Source organism: Paracoccaceae bacterium, assembly GCA_019454225.1.
Classification (GTDB): domain Bacteria; phylum Pseudomonadota; class Alphaproteobacteria; order Rhodobacterales; family Rhodobacteraceae.
Window position 1 is genome coordinate 3,590,001 of record CP075370.1, and the last position, 18,086, is coordinate 3,608,086.

Consider the following 18,086-nt stretch of genomic DNA (forward strand, 5'->3'; position numbering starts at 1 on the left):
GGCTGGCGGTCACCCCCAGGGCCGCAAGGCGCGGGACATCCGCAGGGTCGATCAGCTCGATATGCTCGATCCTGTGGCGGCTGTCGCGTGGTCCGTTCGACTGGCGCGCCGCCGCATAGCCGTCCAGCGTCTGGCGCACCGCGCCATCGCCGATGGCATGCACCGCGATCTGCAATCCACGTCGATCGATCTCGGTGCAGATCGCGGCAAAACGACCCGGTTCGAACAGCGGCTCGGCCCGGTGTCCCGGATGCCCCGGATAGTCGCGCAGCATGAAGGCCGTGCGCGAATCGACCACGCCATCCATGAACATCTTGACGAATCCGCAGCTCAGCCAGTCATCCGCGAAATCGCGGGTCATCGCCGCCGCGCGGTCGAGTTCCGACAGGTCCATCTGCGGCTTGAAATGGAACGGAACCTTCACGCGCGCCAGCAGGTCGCCCGCTGCCTGCATCTCGCGCAGCAGTTCCAGGGTGTAGCGGTTGCCGTCCATGTTCACCATCGAGGTGATGCCCCGCGCCGCGCAGTGCCGCAGCCCGGCCAGCACCTTGGCACGGTCGATCGCGCGTGCGGCGGCATCGGGCCAGGGGTCCGGCTCGCCCCCGGTCGCGATCCCCAGATGCAACCGCGCCTCGCCCCCCAGGGCAATCACCGGTGCGAAGGCCTCGAACTCGCGCAACTCGCCCGTCGCGGTGCCATCCGGCCCCATGACCACCTCATGCCCGGGTGGCATGGCCGCGCCATGCAGGATCCCTGCCGCCCGCAGGGCCGCCGTGTTCGCCCAGACCGTGTGGTGGTCGGCGGCCGACATGGCGATGGGGCGGTCGGCAATCACCGCGTCCAGGTCGTGCCGCGTGACGGCGTGGTCAAGCATCGCATAGTCCGCCGCCTGCGCCATCAGCAGCGGCGCCGAGGGGTTGCGCGCCGAAAACTCGCGAAAGGCACGGGACAGTGCCTCCGCACCCTTCACGCCCCCCAGGAACAGATGCGTCAGCTCAGCCCCCCCCAGCACCAGGTGCAGGTGGCTTTCGACAAAGCCGGGAAGCACCGTTCGCCCACCGCAGGCCATCACCTGCGTATCCCGCCCGGCCAGCGCCTCGATCGTCCGGCGATTGCCCACGGCAACGATCCGGCCGCCGGCAATCGCGACCGCCTCGGCGCGCGGGTTGCTGCGGTCCATCGTCAGGACACGGGCATCTGTCAGGATCAGGTCGGGGGTCATCGGGCATCTCCGGCTGCGGCCGGGGCAGTCAAGCATCGAAGACGCCATCTGTCACCCCCGGCGGAATTCCGCCGCGCCCTCTTGACCGACGAAGGGCCTTCCCGCCTTATCCGCCGGGCGGCCCGATCCGGGCGGCCGACCGAGGGAGACGCCGCATGACCACCCAGCCACCCGCCCCGCAGACGGGCGCGCCCCTTCCGCCCGCGACGCGCGCGCCGGGGCGGTCTGTCCTGTCCGCCGATCTGCGTATCGTGGGCAATCTGACCGCCGAAGGCACGGTCGAGGTAATGGGTGAGGTCGAGGGATCGATTCGCGCCCGTACACTCGTCATTACGCAGGAGGGCAGGGTCACCGGGACCGTGGCCGCCGACACGGTCGAGATTCGCGGGCGCATGGACGGGGGTATTTCCACCCAGGGCCTGATGCTGCGGTCGCCGGCGCAGGTCACCGCAGATGTCACCTATGCCTCGCTCACCATCGAAAGCGGCGCGACGGTCGAGGGATCGTTCCGCAAGCCCAAGGAATGACGGTTCAGCGCGGCGGGATGGAATAGGTCAGTCCGGCCCGCGCCACGGGCTCGGCCATCCCGTCCGACCAGATCAGCACATCGCCCACCGCCAGCACCCGCCCCAGCTTCAACAGCCGTGCGCGCCCGACCAGATCGCGCCCCGCTTCGGGCTTGCGCATGAAGTCGATCGAGCAGTTCGTGGTCACGGCCAGCGCCACCGGCCCGATCCGGCTCTGGATCGCCAGGTAGAACGCCACATCCGCAAGCGCGAACATCGTCGGTCCGGAAACCGTCCCGCCTGGCCGAAGATGCCGCTCGGCAACGCGCAGCCGCACCGCAATCCCCTCGGGCGTCACGTCGCCCACGTCGAAATCGTCGGCCACCTGCGCAAAATCCCGACGCAGAAACTGGGTCAGCGCCGCTGCATCCATCACCAGCATCTCTTTCTTCCCCCGCCGCTCCTCCGTAAGGTTCCGGCAAAGCGGGGGAATGGCAAGATGACCGATGCGATTTTGCAGCGAACCGACGCGGGCGGCGTGGCGCGGCTGACACTGAACGCCCCCGCCAGCCTGAACGCGCTGTCCGACGCCATGCTGGCCGCGCTCCGCACCGAATTTCTGAGGCTTTCGGAAGATCGCCAGACCCGCGTCATCGTGCTTGCGGGGGCGGGCAAGGCGTTCTGCGCGGGCCACGACCTGCGCGAGATGCAGGCCGGGCGGCAGGCGCCTGATCGCGGCGCGGCCTATTTCGCCGACCTCTTCGCGCGCTGCGCCGAGGTCATGCAGATGATCCCCACCCTGCCACAGCCGGTGATTGCCCAGGTCCACGGCATCGCCACCGCCGCCGGCTGCCAGCTTGTCGCCTCCTGCGACATGGCCGTGGCGGCGGACGGCACGCGCTTCGGGGTCAACGGCGTGAACATCGGGCTGTTCTGCTCGACCCCGATGGTGGCGCTGACCCGCGCCGTCCCGCGCAAGGCGGCGTTCGAGATGCTGGTGACCGGCGCCTTCATCGACGCGACCCGCGCCTGCGAAATCGGGCTGGTGAACCGCGTGGTCCCGCCCGAGGACCTGACGGCCGAAACCGACCGGCTGGCCGCCACCGTCGCGGCCAAGCTCACCGCCGCCGTCCGGATCGGCAAGCGTGCCTTTCATGACCAGATCGGCCTGCCGCTTGCCCAGGCCTACCGGATGACCGGCGAGGTGATGGTGGAAAACATGCTGTGGCGCGATACCGACGAAGGCATCGCCGCCTTTCTGGAAAAGCGGCCGCCCGACTGGCAGGGCTGACGCCCGCCGCCGCATCAGCCGCGTTGGCTGCCCCGCACCGCCCGCGCGATCATCATCGCGGCCAGAGCCAGCGTGCCCGCCGCCGCCGTCACAAGGTCCGCCCCTCCGGCCTGCATCAGCACCGCCCCCAGGACCGGCGCCATCGCACTGGCAATCAGCCCCGGAACCTGCAGCATCCCGGCCATCGCGCCATACCCCTCGCGGCCGAGAACATCGGCGATCAGCACCGGCCGCAGGATCGTCATCACCCCCATGGCCGCCCCCTGAACCGCGGCAAAGCTCAGCACGAAGGCCGCGCCCGCCCCCGCCAGCGCCAGCAGCCCGGCACCGGCGGCAAATCCCGCCATGGTCAGCGTGGTCGCCAGGGCCGTTCCGATCCGCGCCTCCCACTGCATCAGGGCCAGTCGGCCCAGCACCTGCGCGGGCCCGATGCAGGATGCGGCGAACACGGCCAGCCCGGGCGCGACGCCGCGTTCGGCGAGGATCGGCAACAGGAAGCTGACGACCATCCAGTGCCCGAGGCTGACCGAGGCGAACAGCCCCGCCATCAGCCAGAACCCCCGTCGGCGCAGCGCCGCCAGCGGTGCGCCCCTGCCCGGCTGCGGCACCACCACCCCGCCCCGGGGCGCGATCGCCCGCATGCCCAACAGATGCAGCGGCACGATCGCGGCGCCCGCCCCCGCCGCCACCCAGACCGCCACGCGCCATCCGAAGGCATCCGCCAGCATGTTCCCGGCCGGAAAGGCCAGCGTCGATGCCAGCCCTGCAACCAGCGTGACGCGGGTGATGGCGCCGCGCGCGGCCTCCGCGTACCGCCGGATCAGCAGCGCAAAGCACACCTCGTACAGGCTGAACGCCTGCGCCACACCCAGCCCCGCCCATGCCGCCAGATAGGCCCAGGGCACCTCGGCCATCGCCATCACGGCCAGCGACAGCGCCCCGACCACCGGCCCAGCCAGCATCATCCGGCGCGCGTGGCCCAGGTCCACCGCCCGCCCCACCGGCGCGGCCAGCCCGGCCCCGATCAGGATGGCCAGCGTCGGCCCGAGCGCCAGGGTGGTCGGCTCCCACCCGGTGTCCCGCTGCCAGTGCAGGATCAGCGCGGCGAAGATGTAGAAGAAACAGGCATAGCCCAGTGTCTGCCCGACCGCGAGCAGCCAGACCCCATGGCCGTAGCCGGGGCCATGGGGCGCGGGGCTGTCGGTCACAGGCGGTAGATTTCGCCGAACTTCGCGTCCAGATAGTCGAGCAGGGGCCCGGCTTCCGGCGCGACCCCGCAGGCCCGGGTGATCACCTCGGCCGGCGCCATCAGTGCGCCGTGCCGCTGCACCTTCTCGCGCAGCCAGCCGGTCGCGGGTGATGCGTCGCCCCGCGCCAGTGCCGCATCCAGATCGGGCACCTCGCGCCGCAGCGCCACATGCAGGCATCCGGCATAGAGATTGCCAAGACTGTAGGTCGGGAAATAGCCGAACAGCCCCACCGACCAGTGCACATCCTGCAACATGCCCTGCGACGCGCGTTCGACGGTCAGCCCGAAATCGGCGCGGAAACGGTCATTCCAGGCGGCCTCCAGATCGCCCACCACAAGGTCACCCGCCACCAGTGCGCGCTCCAGGTCGAACCGCAGCATGACATGCAGGTTGTACTGCACTTCATCCGCCTCGGTCCGGATGAACCCGGGGCGCAGCCGGTTGACCGCGCGGTAGAACTCGCCCGGGTCGGCGATGCCGAAATCGCCGAAGCTTTCACCCATCCGCCCATGCAGCCAGCCGGTGAAGGCCCGGCTCCGGCCCAGCTGGTTCTCGTAGATCCGGCTCTGGCTTTCATGGACGCCCATCGACACGCCCTGCCCGATCGGTGTCAGCAGATAGTCGGGGTCGACGCCAAGCTCATAGGTCGCGTGGCCGACCTCGTGGATCGTCGAATAGAAGCAGTTGAAGGGATCGGTCTCGACAACCCGCGTGGTGATCCGCACATCCCGCCCGGAACCGGAACTGAACGGATGCACGGCCAGGTCCAGCCGTCCCTGATCCCAGTCATAGCCAAAGGCGGTGGCCAGATCGCGCGCCAGCCGCATCTGGGCGTCATGCCCGAAATGCCCCTCCAGAACGGGGGGCTGCTGCGCCGCAGACAGGCAGGCCGCGCGCAGGGCGCGCAGCCGCGGGCGCATCGCGTCGAACATCGCGGCAATTCCGGCCGCTGTCGCGCCGGGCTCATAGTCGTCCAGCATCGCGTCATAAAGGTCGCCGCCCTGCGCCAGGCAAGCCGCCTCTTCCCGCTTCAGCGCGACGACCTGTGCCAGAGTGGGCAGGAAGGCCGCGACATCATCGGCCGCCCGGGCCTCGGCCCAGATACCCTGCGCGGCCGATGTGACGCGCGCGATCTCCTGCGCAAGGCGCGCCGGGATCCGGGCCGCGCGGTCATGCGACCGGCGGATCTCGCGCAGCTGGGCGCGGGCCACGTCATCGGCGGGGTCGGCGGCCGCCAGCCAGTCGGCCACGCGCGGATCGGTGCGCCGCGCGTGCAGCACGCCCTCGATCGCGGCCATCTCCTCGGCACGCTGTCCGGCGGCCCCGCGGGGCATCATCGTCTCCTGATCCCAGCCCAGCCGGCCGGCGATCTGCGACAGGGCCACCGTCTGCCGGGTGAACTCCATCAGGTCGGCATAGGCCGTGTTGTTCGCGCTCATGCCGTTCCCTTCCGGATCGACCCCGCCACGGGGTACTGGCTCAGATACCGGGCCCGGATGATCAGGACCCACAGGACAACCGCGCCGATCTGGTGGCTGATCGCCACGTGCAGCTGTGCCGCGGTCAGCACCGCCCAGATGCCAAGCCCCATCTGGACCACCAGCATCGCCATGACGGCGTTGAACGCCGTCCGTGTCGCGCCATGGGCCGAGCGGCGGCCGCGCAGCCAGACCACGACACCGAAGGCGAACAGCAGATAGCCCGACATCCGGTGGACGAACTGCACCAGCCCCGGGTTCTCGAAGAACGCGCGCCAGGTGCCGCCGCCGTCCGGCACGTAGAAGGCATCGGCCGGGAAAAGCTGGCCGTTCATCAGCGGCCAGGTCGGGAACCCCCGCCCCGCGTCGATGCCCGCCACCAGCGCCCCGAGCAGGATCTGCAGGAAGGCGAAGTGCATCAGCCCGGTCGACAGTCCGAACAGCCGGCCCTCGCGGGCGCGGCGCGCGGTCAGCAGGTCGGTCTCGGATCGGCCGAGCAGGAACATGTACCAGGCGATCAGCCCCAGGATCACGAAGGCGAGGCCCAGATGCGTGGCCAGCCGGTAGGATGCGACCGAGACCATCTGCCCGGTCAGGCCCGAGGCCACCATCCACCAGCCGATGGCGCCCTGCACCCCGCCCAGCACGCCCAGCAGCAACAGCCGGGGCGCCCAGCCCGGCGGGATGCGGCGGGCGGCGAGGAAACCCAGGAACCCGACGGCCCAGACCAGGCCGATCACCCGGCCAAGCTGGCGATGCCCCCATTCCCACCAGTAGATCGACTTGAAGGCCTCCAGCGTCATCCCCCGGTTCACCAGCTGGTACTGCGGGATCGCGCGGTATTTCTCGAACTCGGCCGTCCATTCGGCCTCGGTCATCGGGGGGAGGGCACCGGTCACCGGGCGCCATTCGGTGATCGAGAGGCCCGAGTCGGTCAGCCGGGTCAGGCCGCCCACCGCGATCATCGTGACCACCAGGGCAAACAGGATGGCCAGCCACGCCCGGATCGCACGGCGGGCAGGGCCGGTGTCGCGGGAGATCAGCCCGGCGGTCGGGGCGGGGGGGGCCTTGGTGCCGACCTCCTCGAAGATGCTGCGCTTGGCTGCCATGCTGGGCCCCCTTCATTCGGGGCCGAGATTAGGGGGGCCGGGCGGGGGGTTCAAGGTGGCGGGCCAAGCGGTCGCAGGCCGGGTGCGTCCCACCGTGGGACGCTTTTTTAGTTACGCGATATCAATGGCTTGATGGTCAGGGATTCACGGTTTTTTAAGGATTGTTGCCCCTCGCGGCGCGGAACCGGGCGCGCGGGGCGGTGAACCGCGCGGTGTCATCCGGCATGGCATCGGGGACATCGGCGGCCAGGGCGCCTTGCCGGATGCGGTGGCGGGACGCGCGCCGGGCGGGGGGCCCGGCGCGCATCACGGACGGATGCGATACCGGACTTCAGTCGAAATCCGCAGCGTCAAGCGACCCCTGCCGGAGCAGATGCTGGATCGCATAGGCAACGCACAGCGCGTCGTCCAGCGCATCGTGCCCGCGCAGGGGTGGATGATCCAGCCGGTAGTACGCGGCCAGGGAATTGCTTCTCGTGCGCTTGATATCGTCATAGGGCATTCCCGCCTTGAGAAACAGCTGGCAGGCGTTTCCGAACTGCGTCGCCGGTATCGGCGGCCGCAGACCTTCGACATAGCAGCTTATCGCGACCATGTTGAATTCGTCCTTGCCCCAGGACCAGAGTCTTGCGCCCGAGGCGAAATCCATCGTCTGTTCAAGGGCCTTGTCCAGCGGCACCCCGTGTTGATCGATGGCGTCTTCGGTGATGCCCGTGAGCCTTGTGAAGAACGGGTCAAGCCCGTACCGGTCGCCGTATCGGTTCCGGGGGATCACATGCAGCCTCAGCGTGTCGAGCACCGGAAAATCCGCGTCCAGGCCGATCCTGACAGCGCCGATCTGCGCGACAACCGGGTCAGGGTCCAGAGGACCGCACCAGAACCGGGATGGCGCGCCTTCGACGGAAAGAAACTCGCAGTCAAAGACCAGGGCAGACTTCATGGCATCCCCGTTCCGCGAGAAAGGTTCCCGGGAGGGCTACGCCGGGCCGTTCCGGATGCCAACGACCACGTTTCCCGCAACGCCGCCGCCCGGGGCGGCGGCTATTCCGCCGCCTTCACCGCCATCGGGTTGTTGGGATGCGTGGTCCAGTTGGCATAGGGGCCGACCACCCGGCCGGTGCGCGGGTCGGTCGCGCCCTGGGGCAGCGTCTCCATCGTGATGCAGTTCTCGACCGGGCAGACATTGACGCAGAGGTTGCAGGCCACGCATTCGGCATCGTTCACCTCGAACACGCGGCCGGGCTTCATCAGGATGGCCTGGTGGCTGGTGTCCTCGCAGGCGGCATAGCAGCGGCCGCACTTGATGCAGGCGTCCTGGTCGATGCGGGCCTTGGTGACGTGGTTCAGGTTCAGCTGGTTCCAGTCGGTCACGTTCGGCACCGCGCGGCCGATCAGCCCGTCAAGGGCGATGCCCTTTTCGTCGAGATACTGCGACAGGCCGCTGATCATCTCCTGCACGATCCTGAAGCCGTAGGTCATCGCGGCGGTGCAGACCTGCACGTTCCCCGCCCCCAGCGCCATGAACTCGGCCGCGTCGCGCCATGTAGTGACGCCACCGATGCCGGAGATCGGCAGGCCGCGCGTGTCGGCATGGCGGGCGATCTCGGCCACCATGTTCAGCGCGATGGGCTTGACCGCCGGGCCGCAATAGCCGCCATGCGCGCCCTTGCCGTCGATCATCGGCTCGGGGCTGAAGCTGTCGAGGTTGACCGAGGTGATCGAGTTGATGGTGTTGATCAGGCTGACCGCATCCGCCCCGCCGCGTTTCGCGGCCTCGGCGGGCTTGCGGATGTCGGTGATGTTGGGCGTCAGCTTGACGATGCAGGGCAGGCGGCTGTGCTTTTTCACCCAGCGGGTGACCATCTCGATGTATTCGGGCACCTGGCCCACCGCGCTGCCCATGCCGCGTTCCGACATGCCGTGCGGGCAGCCGAAGTTCAGTTCGACCCCGTCGCATTCGGTGTCTTCCACCGCTTTCAGGATCGCCTTCCAGCTTTCCTCGTCGCAGGGCACCATGAGGCTGACCACCATGGCGCGGTCGGGCCAGGCGCGCTTGACCTGCTTGATCTCGCGCAGGTTCACCTCGAGCGGGCGGTCGGTGATCAGTTCGATGTTGTTCAGCCCCAGAAGGCGGCGGTCGGCGCCCCAGATCGCGCCATAGCGCGGGCCGTTGACGTTGACGACCGGCGGACCTTCGGAGCCCAGTGTCTTCCACACGACGCCGCCCCATCCGGCCTGGAAGGCGCGCACGACGTTGTATTCCTTGTCCGTCGGCGGCGCGCTGGCCAGCCAGAACGGGTTGGGGGAACGGATGCCGATGAAACGTGTCGCTAGGCTGGCCATGGCTCAGTCTCCTTTCCGTCTGGTCTGGATCACGTCGAAACCGCCGAAGATCATGCGCTTGCCGTCATAGAGATCGCCCGGCATGGCCGCGATGCGCGGATCGGCCATCGCCTTTTCCCAGCCCGCGTCACGCACCGCGCGCGACGGCCAGACCACCCAGCCGAACACCACCGTCTCGCCCGGCTTCCGCTGGACGGCCATGGGAAACGAGGTCAGCTTGCCCTCGGGCACATCGGCGCCCCAGGCATCGACCACCTCGACCGCGCCGCATTCGATGAAAAGGTCGGCGAGCTTTCGCGTCTCGCCCTCATAGGCGGCGCGATGGCTGTCGGGAACCGCCGCAACGAAACCGTCCACGAAGGTCATGGCGCGGCCCCCAGGCTCAGGACGGCGTGGATGTCCTCGGCGGCATCCCGCCCCTCGGCCACCGCCGTCACGGTCAGGTCCTCGCCCCCCGCCGCGCAGTCGCCGCCCGCCCAGACTCCGGGAACGCTGGTGCGCCCGGGTCCCGTCACCGCGATCTTGCCACCCGCAATCGCCAGGCCGTCCGGCACCCCCGCGAGCGTCTGACCGATCGCCTTGAACACCTGGTCGGCCTTCAGGCGGAACGTCTCGCCCGTGGGCATCAGCCCCTCGGGGCCCTCGACCGTATAGGCGAACTCCACCTCCTGGACCGCGCCGTTGCCATGCACCGCAAGGGGCATCGCATGCGCGACGATCTTCACCCCCGCCTGCGCCGCATGATCCTGCTCATGGGCGCTGGCGCTCATCTTCTCGCGGCCCCGGCGATAGACGATGGTCACGTTCTCGGCGCCCAGCAGTTTCGATTGCACGGCCGCATCCACCGCCGTCATGCCGCCCCCGATCACCACCACGTCGCGCCCCACCGGCACCGTGCCGGGGTCCGACTGGCGCAGGCCCGCGATGAACGCGACCGCGTCCGTCACATGCGCGCGGTCCTCGCCCGGGGCGCGCAGCGCGTTCACACCCGCCAGGCCCATCCCCAGGAAAACCGCGTCGAACCCGCCCCGCAGCCCATCGAGCGTCAGGTCGCGGCCAAGGGCGCGCCCCGTCTCGACCGTGATGCCGCCGATGGACAGCAGCCACTCGACCTCGGCCTGCGCGAAACCGCCGGTGGTCTTGTAGGTGGCGATCCCGTATTCGTTCAGGCCCCCCGGCTTTGGCCGCGCATCATAGATCGTCACATCATGCCCGTGCATCGCCAGGCGGTGCGCGCAGGCCAGTCCCGCAGGCCCCGCCCCGACCACGGCCACCCGCCTGCCGGTGGCCGGCGCCCGGGTGAAGGGGTGGCGGCCCCTGGCCATCGCGGTGTCGGTGGCGAAGCGTTGCAGGCGGCCGATCTCGACCGGCTTGCCCTCGGCCGCCTCGCGCACGCAGGCTTCCTCGCACAGGGTTTCGGTGGGGCAGACCCGGGCGCACATGCCGCCCAGGATGTTCTGGGTCCAGATCGTGGTTGCCGCCGCCTCGGGCGTGCCGGTGGCGATCTGGCGGATGAACAGGGGAATGTCGATGGCGGTGGGACAGGCGGTGATGCAGGGCGCGTCATGGCAGAAATAGCAGCGGTCGGCCGCGACCCGCGCCTCATGCCCGTCCAGCGCGGGTTCGTGATCGGCGAAGTTCGCCGCATAGACCTCGGGCGAAAGCCTGCCGGGCACCACACCCGGGGTCAGCGGCCCGTGCTTTGGCCCGTGCTTCACGCTCTGGTGTCCCATGGCTGGGGTCTCTCCCTGGCTTCGATTTTTCCCGAAAGGCTGCCATGCGTCTGGTTTTTTATCAAACGGTAAATTATGGAACGGCGCAGGACACGGACCCGCTGCCCGAAAAACCGGCAGACAACGCGGCTTTTCACCCCCGGGGCCTTGCCTTATACACCTTGGCAACGCGCAGCGGGGCGGCCCGCGACGAAGACGCGGCCATCGGACACGCCAACGAGGACGGCATGAGCAAACATTCCACCGAAGCCGACGTGGCCTTCATCCAGGCACTGGCCGAACTTCTGAACAAGAACGAGCTGACGGAACTGAGCGTCAAGCGCGAGTACGGAGAGGCTGACGCGCTGGAAGTGCGCGTGGTCAAGCAGGTCACGGTGATCCAGTCGGCACCCATGGCCTATGCCCCGGTGCCCGTGGGCGCCGCGCCCGGCGCGGCCGCCGCCGCGCCCGTGGCCGCCGCCCTGTCGGAAGACCCCGCGCAGCACCCCGGGGCCGTGACCTCGCCCATGGTCGGCACCGTCTATCTGTCGCCCGAACCGGGTGCCTCGGCCTTTGCGCCCGTCGGCAGCGCGGTGACCGAGGGCCAGACCGTCCTGATCATCGAGGCGATGAAGACGATGAACCACATTCCCGCCCCCCGCGCCGGGGTGGTGAAGCGCCTGCTGATCGAGGATGGCAGCCCCGTGGAATACGGCGCCCCCCTGATGATCATCGAATGAGGGTGCGCGCGTGACCGCCCCCCGCCTGTTCGACAAGGTCCTGATCGCCAACCGTGGCGAGATCGCGCTGCGCGTGATCCGCGCCTGCCGCGAGATGGGCATCACCTCGGTCGCGGTGCATTCCACGGCCGATGCCGATGCCATGCATGTGCGCATGGCGGACGAAAGCGTCTGCATCGGCCCGGCATCCAGCACCGAATCCTATCTGAACAAGGCCGCCATCATCTCGGCCTGCGAGATCACGGGCGCCCAGGCCGTGCACCCCGGCTATGGCTTCCTGTCGGAAAACGCGGCCTTCGCGCAGGCGCTCGAGGACCACGGGATCACCTTCATCGGCCCGAACGCGGAACATATCCGCATCATGGGCGACAAGATCACCGCCAAGGAAACGGCCATGTCGCTGGGCATCCCGGTGGTGCCCGGGTCGGAAGGCGGCGTGCCGGATTTCGAGACGGCGAAGAAGACCGCCGAATCCATCGGCTATCCGGTGATCATCAAGGCCACCGCCGGGGGCGGCGGGCGCGGCATGAAGGTGGCGAAGTCCGAGACGGAGCTGGAGATCGCCTTCCGCACCGCCCGGTCCGAGGCCAAGGCCGCCTTCGGCAACGACGAGGTCTATATCGAGAAATACCTGCAAAAGCCGCGCCATATCGAGATTCAGGTGTTCGGTGACGGCAAGGGCAACGCGGTGCATCTGGGCGAGCGCGACTGTTCGCTGCAGCGCCGCCACCAGAAGGTGTTCGAAGAGGCGCCGGGCCCCGCGATCACCCCGAAGATGCGGGCCGAGATCGGCGGCATCTGCGCCGCCGCCGTCGCCAAGATCAACTACATCGGCGCCGGGACGGTCGAGTTCCTGTACGAGGACGGGAATTTCTACTTCATCGAGATGAACACCCGCCTGCAGGTGGAACACCCGGTCACCGAATACATCTTCGGCGTCGATCTGGTGCGCGAACAGATCCGCGTGGCCGCCGGATACCCGATGTCCTTCGCGCAGTCGGATCTCGAGATCAACGGCCACGCCATCGAGGTGCGGATCAACGCCGAACGGCTGCCGAACTTCTCGCCCTGCCCCGGGCGGGTCAAGATGTTCCACGCGCCGGGCGGTTTTGGCGTGCGGATGGATTCGGCGCTCTATTCCGGCTATTCGATCCCGCCCTATTACGACAGCCTGATCGGCAAGCTGATCGTCCACGGCCGCGACCGGCCCGAGGCGCTGGCGCGTCTGCGCCGGGCACTGGGCGAGCTGATCGTGGACGGGGTCGACACGACAGTGCCGCTGTTCCACGCGCTGCTGGCCGAACCCGACATCCAGAACGGCGACTACACGATCCACTGGCTGGAAAAGTGGCTGGCGGCGCAGTTCGGCTAGGGCGCCCGCCCGCCATCCGGCGGGGGCCCCGCCCCTGCCCCGCCCGGGCCTCCTGAGCCATGCAGCCGACCCCGCATCCCGAGATCACCGCCGAGATGCTGCTGCGCGCCTATACCATGGGCATCTTTCCCATGGCCGAGGGCCGCGACAGCCCCGACATCCACTGGGTCGACCCCCGGCGGCGCGGCATCCTGCCGCTGGACGGGTTCCGCATCTCGCGGTCGCTGTCGCGGGCCATCGCGCGGCCGGACCATGACGTCATGGTCGACCGCGACTTCCGCGCCACGGTCGAGGCCTGCGCCGAGCGCGACGAGACCTGGATCAACGGCGCGATCCTGTCGCTTTACCTGGACCTGCATCGCGCGGGCTTTGCCCACAGCATCGAGGTGCGCGACCCGCAGGGCCTGCTGGTGGGCGGGGTCTATGGCGTCGCGATCGGCGCTGCCTTCTTCGGCGAATCGATGTTCTCGCGCCGCACCGACGGATCGAAGATCGCGCTGGCCTGGGCGGTTCACCGGCTGCGGGCGGGCGGCTTCACCCTGTTCGACGCGCAGTTCCTGACGCCGCACCTCGCGTCACTCGGCGCGGTCGAGATCACCCGGGCCGAGTATCACCGGCGTCTGGATGCGGCCCTGTCGGCGCGGGCGACCTTCGATCCGCCGGGCTATGCGCCCGACCGTCACTCGGTCAGGCAGCGCAGCACCCAGACATCATAGCGGTGATGGTCCATCGCCGACAGCGCGGGCGCCTCGGCCATCATCCAGCCCGAGAACACCGGATCGGGGCGAACGCTGTCGCGGATGGTCAGATGCGCGAAGGCCTCGGTCGCCAGTCCCTCGGCCGGATAGCGGCAGGCATCCAGCAGGATCGTCAGACGCCCGGCCCGCGCGGTCTGGCCGCGCGCCAGTTCCAGGTCGCCGGTCTGCCCGCTGGTCTTGTCCAGCCAGCGCAGCAGGGCACCGGGGGCCTCGACCCCCTCGGCCGCCGCCACCGGCCCCGCCAGCAGGGCCGCAAGAGCCCCCGCCAGGACCGCCTTCATTCGTCCGCGCCCACGGCGTCCGCCGCGCCGTCGCCCACGAACTTCATCAGCAGGGTGATCAGGCTGACCGCACCCTGGGTATCCAGCACCTCGCCCCCCGGGGGCACGTTGTCCAGGCTGCCGCCCGGCAGGATTTCCACGAAGTTCCCGCCCAGAAGCCCCTCGGACGAGATCAGCACGGTTGAATCGTCCGGCACCTCGATGCCCTTGGCCACGCTCAGCGTCGCGTCGGCAAAGAAGGTCTGCGGGTTCAGCGCAAGGCCCGTCACCGTGCCCACCTTCACGCCGGCCAGCCGCACATCGGTGCCCACGCGCACCCCCTCGGCCGAGCGGAACGAGGCGCGCAGGTCATAGCTGTCGGCACCCCGGCCGAACCCGACGCCCTGCGCCGCAAAGACGGCGAATCCCACCGCCACCGCCAGGACGGCAGCCCCCACCAGCACCTCTGCCCGATTCTCGGCCATCACGCCGCCCCCGTGCCTGCCCGCAGCCCCGTCATTCCGGCGCCCAGGCCTCATAGTCCTTGCGGGCGGCGGGTTCCACGCGGCGGATCGACCCCGGCGGCGCATAGGCCGCCGCCGTTCCGGTCAGGTTTTCCTGATGCGGCTTTTCCCAGGCCTTGTGCTTCAGCGGCGCGGTGGTCGGCGGCTCGTCCCAGGTGAAGTGCAGCCAGCCATGCCAGTCCGGGCTGACCCGGCTCGCCTCGGCCTCGCCGTTGTAGATCACCCAGCGCCGCTTGCCGCCCGCGGTCTGGTAAAACACGTTGCCCTGATCGTCCTCGCCCACCTTCACGCCGTTGCGGGCGGTGAAAAGCTGCGTGTTCAGGGTCTGTCCGTTCCACCAGGTCACGGCGCGCAGAAGCGTGTTCAGGATGCCCATCGGTCCCTCCGGTTGCCCCCTTCATATGGCCGATGCGGGGGGCAAGGTCCAGTGGCGATGGGTCGCGGGCGGCGCCGCTACAGGATGAAATCCCCCGCCCGCATCGTCGCCACGCCGTAAAGCAGGATCTCGTGATCGCTCACGCCATCGCCGTTCACATCCAGTTCGACCCGCGTGTCACTGCCCAGTTCGACAAAGCGCAGGCTGGCCACCCCGCCCCCGGCAAAGGCCTGCCGGCCCACGAACAGGAACGCCTGGTCGCCCGCCGCCACCGGATCGGTGTCGATCCCGCTCAGGTCGATCTTGTCCTTTTCCGCCCGGCTGAAATCGCCGATCGCGTCGGGCGCCCAGGACGGCCCGAAATCCGCCACGTCGGCAAAGACGAAGCGGTCTGCCCCGCCCTGCCCGAACATGTAGTCCGATCCCGCGCCGCCGGTGATCGTGTCGCTCAGCGAATTGCCCACCAGATAGTCGTCGCCGTCCATCCCGTTCAGCCGCGATTTCGCATCGCCCGCGAAGATCGCGTTGTTCAGCGCGTTGCCGTTGCCGGTCCGGGCATTGCTGCCCATCAGCACCAGCACCTCGACCTCGGCGGGCAGGGTCAGGGCAACGGTGGAATAGATCGTGTCATATCCGCCGCCCGGCGCCTCGGTCACCTGGTCCTGCGCGACGTTCACGAAATAGGTGTCGTCCCCCTGGCCGCCGTACATCCGGTCGTTGCCCAGCCCGCCATCCAGAGTGTCGTCGCCGTCCCCGCCATAGAGCAGGTCCACCCCTTCCAGCCCGAACAGCCGGTCGTTCCCGCCCCGGCCCTCGATCCTGTCGATCACGGGCGTGCCCCGGATCGCGTCGGCCGTCTCGAAGCCGATCTGCGTCAGGCGCTGCGTGTTGGCGTTCCAGGACCAGCTTGCGACATGCGTGCCGTCCTGCGCCTGGGTGCCATAGATCGACTGGATGGCCGCCACATCGACCGTGCCCAGGACCTGCAGGGTGGACAGCGGGCTCATCACCGTGGCGCCGGGGTCGTCGACCGCCCAGACGTCATGTTCGACGGGCGGGCTGGCGGCCCATTGCGTCCAGGCCTCGGTCGGATGCTTCAGGCCCAGCGCATGCCCGATCTCGTGCAGCAGCGTGCCGAAGTTCACCGGCAAGGCGCTGTTCATGAACACGTCGCCCGACGCCGAATAGCCCGAGTTGAAATAGGGATAGCTGAAGAACGACCAGTCCCCGAACGGGCGATAGGCAATGCCGCCATAGCCCGCATAGCCGGTGCCGGTGAAATCCAGCTTCTGGAAATTGATGTCGCCCTGCCCCGCCGCCACCTCGATGAAGATCAGGCCCGACACATCGCCCCAGGCCGCCAGCGCATCACGCGCCATGGTCTGCTCGGACGCGGAAAATGCCTGCCAGCTTGCCAGCGCGGCGGGTGTCAGGTTCGGGTCGTCGATCCCCGGAACATAGGGCGGCGCCACGCCGGGAAAGCTGTAGGTCACGATGACGGGCGTCGCCGTCACCTCGATCCCGGTCCAGTTGGACCCGGTCAACAACGCGGTATGACTGCCCGACATGCTCGCCCCCACATGCACCCGGCCTGCGGCGCAGCCTACCCGCGCCGCCGAGTCGCGGCAAGCGCCTCGCTCAGCGCAGCCGGGCCGTCACCTCGATCTCGATCCGCATCGCGGGGTCCTGGAGGGCTGCCACGATCATCGTGGCCGCCGGGCGGGCGGTGGCAAAGGCTTCGGCCACCAGCGGCCAGCACGCGGGCCATTCGGCGGGGTCCGGCAGGATGTAATGCACGCGCACCACGTCATCGAGGCTGCACCCCGCCTGCGCCAGCGCGGCGGAAATGTTGGCCAGCGTCTGGCGGCACTGCGCCACCACGCCGTCGGCCAGGGTCATCGTGCCATAGTCGTATCCGGTGGTCCCCGACACGAACACCCAGCCATCGCACACGACCGCGCGGGAATAGCCAATGTCCGCCTCGAAGGTCGAGCCCGAGGATATCAGTCGGCGTCCGGTCATCGGCAATCTCCGGTCAGGGCCGTTCCAGATGGTCGATCAGTCGCTCGATCATCGGTTCGGACAGGTGAAAGGCGGAATGCGGCCGGTCGGTCAGCGGGGTGCCGCGCAGTTCAAGGTAATCCATTCCCTTCTGCGCGGCGAGGTTGCGGAAGAACAGGTCGGTGAACTGCGCGGGCCCGAGGCAGGCCACCCGCCCGCCGCGCGGCGCAAAGACAAGGTTGCCGAAGGAACCGCCCATCACCGCCACCACCATCCGCGCCCGCGCCAGAACCCGGCGCTGTTCGGCAAAGCCCAGGTCGCCGCAGGCAACCCGCCGCATGTCGGGCCAGCGGGCCTGCAACCGCGCAAACACCGCATCCTCGTTCACCAGCCGCCGCTTGCCCGCATCCAGCCGGCTGATGAACACCCGTTCCGGCCCGTCCGCCCGATCGTCCGCCGCCGCGTCCTCGAGCGACCGGATCGCCGCCGGATGGATCCAGAACGGATGCGACGACAGGTTCCAGGGCACCACCAGCCGCTCGAACCGGCCGACAAAGTCATGGCCCGTCCGCATCACCTGATCCCCGACGCCCAGCCAGTCCAGCATCTGTCCCATCACCTCGCCCAGCCGCCCCTCCGGATCGGGCAGGATCAGCCGGATGTCCGCGAACCGCGCGCCCAGCGCCGCGCGCAGCAGCGGGATGCGGGGCAGCATCTCCAGCAGGATATGGGCATAGTTCGACGATCCGATCTTCTTGCACAGCATCCAGGTTCCCGCGAACTCGGGCACCGCATCGGGCAGATCCAGCCGCGACGTCCCCTCGTCCAGCCGGTCCACCCGGTTCACCACGCGGCGGTTGCCGATGTTGAAGCTGTCCAGGACCAGATCGCCCGCCGCCGTCATCGCCGTGCCCGCGTCGAACACCAGCGCGTCCGGCAGTTCCAGCGCCCGCGCCTCGGGGCAGCGGAACACCGGCTGCGACGCATGGCGCGCGTTCAGCGCCTCCATCGCCGGGTTCGGCACCTCGGTCGCATAGCCGGCGGGCGCGCGGTCATAGGTTTCCGAAGGTGCCAGCACCACGGACGGAAAACGCGCGGCCAGATCGGCCGCGCGCGCATTCCTTGCCGTGATCGGGGCCATGGC

Annotated in this window: 20 protein-coding genes (1 of these 20 only partly in view); 5 read left to right on the forward strand and 15 right to left on the reverse strand. The window is 69.1% G+C overall.

Annotated elements, in window-relative coordinates; genetic code table 11:
- On the reverse strand, positions 1 to 1,222 hold the 5' portion of the coding sequence (locus tag KF887_17060; protein QYK41071.1) for an amidohydrolase. The gene continues 443 nt to the left of window position 1, outside the view; the window shows 1,222 of its 1,665 coding nt (coding positions 1-1,222); the start codon lies at positions 1,220 to 1,222; its stop codon lies off the left edge, out of view.
- Positions 1,223 to 1,377: 155 nt separating this feature from the next.
- Here KF887_17060 and KF887_17065 point away from each other — a divergent pair, with 155 nt between their 5' ends.
- Entirely contained in the window at positions 1,378 to 1,749 is a 372-nt protein-coding gene (locus KF887_17065) for a polymer-forming cytoskeletal protein (GenBank protein QYK41072.1), read from the forward strand.
- Positions 1,750 to 1,753: 4 nt separating this feature from the next.
- Here the strand turns inward: KF887_17065 and KF887_17070 are convergent, their stop codons facing one another.
- Entirely contained in the window at positions 1,754 to 2,170 is a 417-nt protein-coding gene (locus KF887_17070; GenBank protein QYK41073.1) for a PaaI family thioesterase, read from the reverse strand.
- Positions 2,171 to 2,227: 57 nt separating this feature from the next.
- Between KF887_17070 and KF887_17075 the strand changes: the two genes are divergently transcribed.
- On the forward strand, positions 2,228 to 3,019 hold the full coding sequence (locus tag KF887_17075; protein QYK41074.1) for an enoyl-CoA hydratase: 792 nt from the start codon (positions 2,228 to 2,230) through the stop codon (positions 3,017 to 3,019).
- A 14-nt stretch (positions 3,020 to 3,033) separates the two neighbouring features.
- Here KF887_17075 and KF887_17080 read toward each other — a convergent pair whose 3' ends face one another.
- From KF887_17080 to KF887_17110, 7 genes are all read right to left on the reverse strand, one after another.
- Positions 3,034 to 4,227 carry an MFS transporter gene (locus KF887_17080; protein ID QYK41075.1) on the reverse strand — a complete coding sequence of 398 codons (1,194 nt, stop codon included), beginning with the start codon at positions 4,225 to 4,227 and terminating at the stop codon, positions 3,034 to 3,036.
- Positions 4,224 to 5,708 carry a carboxypeptidase M32 gene (locus KF887_17085; GenBank protein ID QYK41076.1) on the reverse strand — a complete coding sequence of 495 codons (1,485 nt, stop codon included), beginning with the start codon at positions 5,706 to 5,708 and terminating at the stop codon, positions 4,224 to 4,226. The genes KF887_17080 and KF887_17085 overlap by 4 nt, the downstream gene beginning before the upstream one ends.
- A complete protein-coding gene (locus KF887_17090) occupies positions 5,705 to 6,856 on the reverse strand; it encodes a COX15/CtaA family protein (protein ID QYK41077.1) in 1,152 nt (383 codons plus the stop codon). Before KF887_17090 ends, KF887_17085 begins: the two co-directional genes overlap by 4 nt.
- Before the next feature lie 331 nt (positions 6,857 to 7,187).
- Positions 7,188 to 7,796: an exonuclease gene (locus KF887_17095; protein ID QYK41078.1), complete on the reverse strand. Its 609-nt coding sequence runs from the start codon at positions 7,794 to 7,796 to the stop codon at positions 7,188 to 7,190.
- 101 nt (positions 7,797 to 7,897) lie between these two features.
- Positions 7,898 to 9,199, reverse strand: a complete 1,302-nt coding sequence (gene preA / locus KF887_17100) for an NAD-dependent dihydropyrimidine dehydrogenase subunit PreA (protein QYK41079.1) — start codon at positions 9,197 to 9,199, stop codon at positions 7,898 to 7,900.
- A gap of 3 nt (positions 9,200 to 9,202) precedes the next feature.
- Positions 9,203 to 9,565: a DUF1428 domain-containing protein gene (locus KF887_17105; protein ID QYK41080.1), complete on the reverse strand. Its 363-nt coding sequence runs from the start codon at positions 9,563 to 9,565 to the stop codon at positions 9,203 to 9,205.
- A complete protein-coding gene (locus KF887_17110) occupies positions 9,562 to 10,932 on the reverse strand; it encodes an NAD(P)-dependent oxidoreductase (protein ID QYK41081.1) in 1,371 nt (456 codons plus the stop codon). Before KF887_17110 ends, KF887_17105 begins: the two co-directional genes overlap by 4 nt.
- 227 nt (positions 10,933 to 11,159) lie before the next feature.
- On the opposite strand from KF887_17110, the gene accB reads away from it, so the two are divergent.
- Genes accB through aat form a run of 3 tightly spaced genes read left to right on the forward strand, consistent with a single transcriptional unit; the run spans position 11,160 to position 13,739 of the window.
- Complete coding sequence (accB, locus tag KF887_17115) at positions 11,160 to 11,651, forward strand: acetyl-CoA carboxylase biotin carboxyl carrier protein (GenBank protein ID QYK41082.1); 492 nt, start codon at positions 11,160 to 11,162, stop codon at positions 11,649 to 11,651.
- A gap of 25 nt (positions 11,652 to 11,676) precedes the next feature.
- Positions 11,677 to 13,023 (forward strand): acetyl-CoA carboxylase biotin carboxylase subunit, encoded by a 1,347-nt coding sequence (gene accC / locus KF887_17120; GenBank protein ID QYK43628.1) that lies wholly within the window; start codon positions 11,677 to 11,679, stop codon positions 13,021 to 13,023.
- Positions 13,024 to 13,082: 59 nt separating this feature from the next.
- Positions 13,083 to 13,739, forward strand: a complete 657-nt coding sequence (gene aat / locus KF887_17125) for a leucyl/phenylalanyl-tRNA--protein transferase (GenBank protein ID QYK41083.1) — start codon at positions 13,083 to 13,085, stop codon at positions 13,737 to 13,739.
- Here aat and KF887_17130 read toward each other — a convergent pair.
- The 6 genes from KF887_17130 to KF887_17155 all read right to left on the reverse strand — a co-directional run bounded on the left by KF887_17130 (position 13,703) and on the right by KF887_17155 (position 18,083).
- A complete protein-coding gene (locus tag KF887_17130) occupies positions 13,703 to 14,062 on the reverse strand; it encodes a DUF2155 domain-containing protein (protein QYK41084.1) in 360 nt (119 codons plus the stop codon). The genes aat and KF887_17130 overlap by 37 nt on opposite strands.
- Complete coding sequence (locus tag KF887_17135; protein QYK41085.1) at positions 14,059 to 14,526, reverse strand: outer membrane lipid asymmetry maintenance protein MlaD; 468 nt, start codon at positions 14,524 to 14,526, stop codon at positions 14,059 to 14,061. The genes KF887_17130 and KF887_17135 overlap by 4 nt, the downstream gene beginning before the upstream one ends.
- 31 nt (positions 14,527 to 14,557) lie before the next feature.
- Positions 14,558 to 14,941 carry an NADH:ubiquinone oxidoreductase subunit NDUFA12 gene (locus KF887_17140; protein QYK41086.1) on the reverse strand — a complete coding sequence of 128 codons (384 nt, stop codon included), beginning with the start codon at positions 14,939 to 14,941 and terminating at the stop codon, positions 14,558 to 14,560.
- 77 nt (positions 14,942 to 15,018) lie between these two features.
- Positions 15,019 to 16,509, reverse strand: coding sequence for a hypothetical protein (locus KF887_17145; GenBank protein ID QYK41087.1), 1,491 nt, complete (start codon positions 16,507 to 16,509; stop codon positions 15,019 to 15,021).
- A gap of 70 nt (positions 16,510 to 16,579) precedes the next feature.
- Positions 16,580 to 16,963 carry a RidA family protein gene (locus KF887_17150; protein ID QYK41088.1) on the reverse strand — a complete coding sequence of 128 codons (384 nt, stop codon included), beginning with the start codon at positions 16,961 to 16,963 and terminating at the stop codon, positions 16,580 to 16,582.
- A 13-nt stretch (positions 16,964 to 16,976) separates the two neighbouring features.
- Positions 16,977 to 18,083 carry a glycosyltransferase family 61 protein gene (locus KF887_17155; protein QYK41089.1) on the reverse strand — a complete coding sequence of 369 codons (1,107 nt, stop codon included), beginning with the start codon at positions 18,081 to 18,083 and terminating at the stop codon, positions 16,977 to 16,979.
- Between the last annotated feature and the right edge of the window lie 3 nt (positions 18,084 to 18,086).